4 protein-coding genes and 1 pseudogene are annotated in these 2,790 nt (G+C 70.5%); 2 read left to right on the forward strand and 3 right to left on the reverse strand.

The genetic code is table 11. The annotated features are described in order from the left end of the window. Positions 1–205, reverse strand: a pseudogene (locus G6024_RS07575) (sensor histidine kinase); the annotation flags it as partial. A gap of 74 nt (positions 206–279) precedes the next feature. On the opposite strand from G6024_RS07575, the gene G6024_RS07580 reads away from it, so the two are divergent. Then, positions 280–1,092 carry a PaaI family thioesterase gene (locus G6024_RS07580; protein WP_069388634.1) on the forward strand — a complete coding sequence of 271 codons (813 nt, stop codon included), beginning with the start codon at positions 280–282 and terminating at the stop codon, positions 1,090–1,092. 66 nt (positions 1,093–1,158) lie between these two features. After that, positions 1,159–1,722, forward strand: coding sequence for an NADPH-dependent FMN reductase (locus tag G6024_RS07585; RefSeq protein ID WP_159148398.1), 564 nt, complete (start codon positions 1,159–1,161; stop codon positions 1,720–1,722). A 103-nt stretch (positions 1,723–1,825) separates the two neighbouring features. On the opposite strand, the gene tpx is transcribed toward G6024_RS07585, so the two are convergent. Both tpx and G6024_RS07595 read right to left on the reverse strand, forming a co-directional pair. Further along, positions 1,826–2,323 carry a thiol peroxidase gene (gene tpx / locus G6024_RS07590; RefSeq protein WP_067718959.1) on the reverse strand — a complete coding sequence of 166 codons (498 nt, stop codon included), beginning with the start codon at positions 2,321–2,323 and terminating at the stop codon, positions 1,826–1,828. A gap of 100 nt (positions 2,324–2,423) precedes the next feature. Then, positions 2,424–2,790 (reverse strand): adenylate/guanylate cyclase domain-containing protein (locus G6024_RS07595; protein WP_182640337.1); only part of this gene is annotated, 367 nt, incomplete at its 5' end.

A 2,790-nucleotide genomic window follows, 5' to 3' on the forward strand; every position in this document is an offset into this window, starting at 1 on the left:
GGGCCGCGAGCCCACCCGCCACTTCGACCGCCCGGGCACGGTCGGCGGAGTCGATCGCGCCGTGCACGGCCGACCGCAGGAGCAGCCACGCACCGCCGGCCGCTGCCGCCAGCACGAGGATGACGATGCCGGTGGCGATCACGGTCGTGGCGACGCGGATGGGCCAGCGGCGGGGGGTCGTGAGGGCCTCGCGGTTCAGTGGCACGTCTCCATTGTGCGGACGCGATCCGGCGCGCGCGGTCGCGGGGAGTGAACGAGAACACGTGTTAGCGTCGGCGGGTGAGAGAATCGCAGCACGACGGCCCGGAGCCCCGCCTGGGGTTGACGTTCAGCCCGAACCCGGACGGTTCGGTGAGCTGGCACCAGCCGGTCGGCGACCAATTCATCGACCCGTCGGGGCGTTTCGCCACCGGCGGTCTGGCGGTCCTGGTGGATTCGGGCCTGGGGTCGGAGAACCACCGCCGCCGCCCCGAGGGGATGTGGACGGTCACCACCGAGCTGCGGATGGACCTGCTGGCGCGCCCGCGCGCGGGATCGGCGGGACTGGGCATCCGCACGGACCACCTGGGCGACGACGGTCACTGCCTCACGACGCGCGGCGAGGTCGTCGACGACGACGGCGAGGTGATCGCCTCGGGACTGGTCAAATCCATGGAGATCGCGGGAGCCGTGGACCCGGACGGGTACGACGACGAGCCGCCGTGGCCGTCCAGGCTCGCGCCGGGAACGCTGGCCGAGGTCCTGTGCCTGACGCTGGACGAGCGGGACGACGGCCCGGGCGGAACCCGCGTCGTGGAGGGCGTGATCGCGCCGGAGCCGACGTTGGCCAACCCGCTGGGCAATCTGCACGGCGGCGTGTTCGCGGCGGCCGCGGAGGTCGCCGGGGCCGCGGTGTTCCCGCACGAACGCGAGGTCAGCTCGTCCTCACTCGACGTGCGGTACGTGCGTCAGATCCCGCTGGTGCAGCCGGTGACGGTCCGGGCCGAGGTCCTGCACGACGGGCGGAGCTGGGGCATCGCCCAGGTGACGACGAGGGACGAGCGGGGGCGTGTCTGTGCCGTGGCGACGGTCACGGTATACGGCCACCGGTAGTAGGTGTAACGTCAATCAAGTAGTGTTCTCGTCGTCAGCAACCCGCACGACGAGAGGGGACCGTACGTGAAGATCGGCATCATTCTGGGCAGCATCCGCGAGGAGCGTTCCGGGCAGACCGTGGCCGAGTGGGTCACGCAGGAATCGCAGGCGCGGCAGGACGCCACCTATGAGCTGGTCGACCTCAAGTCGTTCGACGTCCCGCTGCTCACCTCGGCCACGGTGCCGGGCGCGGCGAACAAGCAATACTCCGACGAGCGGGTGCAGCGCTGGAGTTCGACCATCGACTCGTACGACGCCTTCGTCTTTGTCACCCCCGAGTACAACCACAGCGTCCCGGGCGGCCTGAAGAACGCCTTCGACTCGCTCGGTAGCGAGTGGGCGAACAAGCCCGTCGCCTTTGTCTCCTACGGAGCCGAGGGTGGTGTGCGCGCCGTGGAGCACTGGCGTCAGATAGTGGCCAACTTCCACATGTACGGCGTGCGTCAGCAGATCTCCCTGAGCCTGTTCACCGAGTTCGGCCCCGAGGGAGTGCAGCCCGCGGAGCGCCGCTCCGAGGAGCTGGCGACGCTGTTCGATCAGCTCGAGCAGGCCACCCGCCGCTTCCGCCTGGTGGACGCGAGCGCCTGAGTCGCGGCGCGCTACACAGGCGCAGTAGCCGGACGCAGTAGTTGAGCAAGGAGGCCCGCCCCCGTTTCTTCGGGGGTGGGCCTCGTCGTTCGCTGCGGTGCGCTCAGTTCACGGCGGCGAGCGCGGCGTCGTAGTCCGGCTCAGTGGTGATCTCGTCGACGAGCTGCGTGTAGACGACCTTGCCCTCGGCGTCGACCACGACGACCGAGCGGGCCAGCAGGCCCTCCATGGGGCCGTCGGTCATCTTGACTCCGTAGTCCGCGGCGAAGTCGCTGCGGAAGGTCGAGCCGGCGGTGGCGTTCTCGATGTCCTCGGCGGCGCAGAAGCGCTTGTGCGCGAACGGCAGGTCGGCCGAGATGTTGACGACCTCGGTGTTCTCCAGGCCGGAGGCCTTCTCGTGGAAGGTGCGCACCGACTGGGCGCACACGCCCGTGTCGACGCTGGGGAAGATGTTGAGGATGAGCTTCTTGCCGGCCAGCGACCCGGAGGTCACGGGAGCGAGGTCGGTGCCGACGAGTTCGAAATCCGGGGCCTTGGAGCCGACGGCGGGGAGCTCGCCGGACGTGCTGACGGGGTTGCCCTTGAAATTGGTGGTTGCCATGCGTCCGTTCTACCGGATGCCGGTGGTCGGCGGTGGTCCGGCCGGTTCCGGGGTGGGGCGGCGGATGGCGGGTTCCCCGCTCCCGGTCCCGCCGAACTCCTCAGCGCGGGGTCGCCACGTAGACGGCGATCCCGTCGGGCACACCCTTGACCCCGCCCCACCGGAAGGTCCGCTTGGGGCGGGTCGCCACGCTGTCGGGGTCCAGTCCGGCGCGCGTGGACTCGCTGATGAGGATCTCGCCCGCGCCGGCCTTCTCCGCGAGCCGCGCTGCGACGTTGACGTCCATGCCGAGATAGTCGTCCCCGATCCGGCGCGGGCGCCCGGTGTGGACGCCGACCCGCAACCGCGGACGCCAGCCCGCCACCTCCACGCCGGCGACCCCGTCCAGGCAGGCGGCCACCGCGTCCAGCGCCAGCTGGGGAGACGGGAACGTGGCCATCAGTCCGTCGCCCAGACGTTTGACGACG

Origin of the sequence: Dietzia maris (assembly GCF_014144855.1) — a bacterium.
GTDB lineage: Bacteria > Actinomycetota > Actinomycetes > Mycobacteriales > Mycobacteriaceae > Dietzia > Dietzia kunjamensis.

Excerpts from the sequence above, each read along its gene's own strand:
- tpx (WP_067718959.1), bottom strand. The coding sequence starts at position 2,323 with ATGGCAACCACCAATTTCAAGGGCAACCCCGTCAGCACGTCCGGCGAG.